Raw genomic sequence first — 2,844 nt, 5'->3', positions numbered from 1 at the left:
GCTCCTTTTTATTGTTGTTGTGGTAAAACCTGCGTCCGGTAGGAGCGGGCTTGCTCGCGAAAAACCTGAGGGCGCCGCGTTGAGTCAGGATACCCACGTCATCGTTAACGCCCTTCGCGAGCAAGCCCGCTCCCACATTTGGATCGTGTCCGCCTTTGGGTTTGCTGTTGCTTCACCACACTTAAGCCCGAGCGAGGTGCAGAGTGGTGGGCAAGAGCGGAACCCTAGGCGGCCGTTACCTGAATAACGGATATACCCTCAATCCGCCGCATTGGCATACAAATAATCAGTCGCCAACGAAGCCAGCGTCCGAACCCCAACCACCAACGCCGACTCATCCACAAAGAACCCCGGATTATGATTCGGCGCCGCCTTGCTCATGTCCTGATCCCTCGGCGTCACCCCCAGAAACACAAACAACCCCGGCGCTTCCTTGGCATAAAACGAGAAGTCCTCAGCCCCACCCACCAACGGGGCATTCACTACGTCGCCATTCGCCGCCCAACGCAAACTCGGCAGCATCTTTTCGGTCAGCGCCGGGTTGTTGATGGTCGGGTCGTACTTCTCAATGATCGTCACCTCAGCCTTCGCCCCACCACTCTCGGCAATCTTCTCGACGGTCTGCCGCACATCCGCATGCAGCTTCTGGCGAATGCCATAGTCGTAGGAGCGAATGGTCCCACTCATGTCCACCGACTCGGGAATGATGTTGTACCGCGTCCCTCCGTTGATGGTGCCAATACTCACCACCGCCGGAAACGAAGAAATGTCGGTACGCCGGCTCACCACCGTCTGCAACCCAACGATGGCCTGCGCCCCGACAGTAATCGGATCAATCCCGTCCCACGGCCGCCCCGCATGGGTCTGCTTGCCCAGGATCTTGATCCGCAGGTCATCCGAACTCGCCAGGGTAGGCCCCGGCCGATACGCAATCTGCCCCGCAGGCACACCGGCCCACACATGCAGCCCAAACACCGCATCCGGCTTGGGCGATTTCATCACCCCTTCCTGCACCATCATCTTCGCGCCCCAAGTGTTCTTGCCATCGGGGATAAAGTCGCTCGGGCCTTCTTCAGCCGGCTGGAAATAAAACACCACGGTGCCCGGCAGACGATCGCGCATGCCGGTCAGAATTTTCGCTGTACTCAGCAGGATGGCGGTGTGGGCGTCGTGGCCGCAGGCGTGCATCACGTCGACTTCTTTATCGAGGTACACCCCCTTGGCCTTCGAGGCAAAGGGCAGGTCGGACACTTCTTTGACCGGCAGCGCATCCATGTCGGCGCGCAAGGCAACGGTCGGGCCGGGCAGGGCGCCTTTGAGGATTGCGACCACGCCGGTGCGGGCGACGCCGGTCTTGACCTCAAGCCCCATCTCCCGCAATTGCTTGGCCACCAGTTCTGCGGTGCGCTTTTCGGTGTTGCCCAGTTCAGGATGGGCGTGGATGTCGCGCCGGGTTTCCAGCAGGGCCGGTTCCAGCACTTTCGCCTGGGCGGCGATTTCTTCGCGGGCACTGTCCTGGCCGCTGCTGGCGGCGATGACCGCGCTGCTGGCGACACCGCACAGCAGGCCGAATACCCATTGGTGTGTAAGACCGGTCAAACGCATAAGGACTCTCCATGATTATTGTTGTTGATCCTGACGTCGTCCGGGCAGCGCTTATTCTTTCTCTTGCACGCCTCCCGCCGCTGTCACCACTTGCACGCTCAAGCGTGGGGTGGCCAGGTCCAGCCCGGCTTCATCGAGGTGACGCTTGAGCGACAGGTTGAACGCCCGCGAAACCTCCCACTGCTTGATCGGCGCGGTCTTGAAGCGGGCGCGAAGAATCGCACTGCCGGACTCGAAACTTTCTACACCCTGAATCTCCAGCGGCGACCAGATATTGCGCCGCTGCAACGGGTCGTTGCGCATCTTCTGCCCGACGTCGCGCATCAGCTTGATGGCGTCGTCGATTTCCATGTTGTAGGGAATCGCCACCCGGAAGATCGCGTAGCCGAACTCCCGGGAGTAGTTCTTGATGCTTTTGATTTCACTGAACGGGATCGTATGCACGATGCCGTCGATGTCCCGCAGGCGCACGGTACGGATGGTCAACCCTTCGACCGTCCCCAGGTGGCCGCCGACATCCACGTAGTCATCAATTGCCAGGGAGTCTTCGATAATGATGAACAGGCCGGTGATCAAATCCGCCACCAGCGACTGTGCACCAAAACCGATGGCCAGGCCGATCACACCGGCACCCGCCAGCAGCGGCGTGACGTTCATGCCCATGTTCGCCAGGGCGACGATGGCGGCAATGATGAAGATGGTCACGAACAGCACGTTGCGAATCAACGGCATCATCGTTTGCGCACGCGCGTTGGCCAGGCCTTTGCGCGAGCGGGTGAGGGCGTGGTGGATCGCGGTGTCGCTGAGGATCCAGATCAGCCAGGCAAACAGCAATGTGCCGGCAAGGCCGAACAGCTTGACGCTGATTTCATGCCCGTCGCCTTCGGTAAAACGGATCAGCGACAGGCCCCAGACCCGCAGGCCGAGTTCGATAAACACCAGCCACACCACCAGGTGGGCGAGGGTGTAGACGAAGCTTTTCAGGCGCTCGGAGTACAGCGCATGGCGCTTGTGCCCGCGCTGCGGCTTGAGTGAATGACGGCGCACCAGGCCGTTGATCACCATGCACAGCACCAACAACACCGTGCACAACAACGACTGGCGCAGGGCGGTGCTGGTGTCGCCGGCGGAGACGAAGGTGGCGAACAGCGAGATGCCCACCAGCAGCAACGCCGGCAGGTACCAGAAGGTGCCGACGATTTCGATGGTGTCACTCAGGGCGCGGCGGGTCAGGCGGCG

The 2,844-nt window shown here is 60.9% G+C and carries 2 protein-coding genes; both read right to left on the bottom strand.

Features of this window, described 5'->3' with window-relative positions:
• Positions 1-258: 258 nt before the first annotated feature.
• On the bottom strand, positions 259-1,605 hold the full coding sequence (locus HX846_RS25195; RefSeq protein ID WP_003219757.1) for an amidohydrolase: 1,347 nt from the start codon (positions 1,603-1,605) through the stop codon (positions 259-261).
• 51 nt (positions 1,606-1,656) lie between these two features.
• Positions 1,657-2,844: mechanosensitive ion channel family protein (locus tag HX846_RS25190; protein ID WP_178966313.1), on the bottom strand; the 1,188-nt coding region annotated here is incomplete at its 5' end.

Origin of the sequence: Pseudomonas sp. K5002 (genome assembly GCF_013386655.1) — a bacterium.
Lineage (GTDB): Bacteria > Pseudomonadota > Gammaproteobacteria > Pseudomonadales > Pseudomonadaceae > Aquipseudomonas.
The sequence above is the reverse complement of the archived record's forward strand: the minus strand, read 5'-3'. Positions and strand labels throughout refer to the sequence as shown.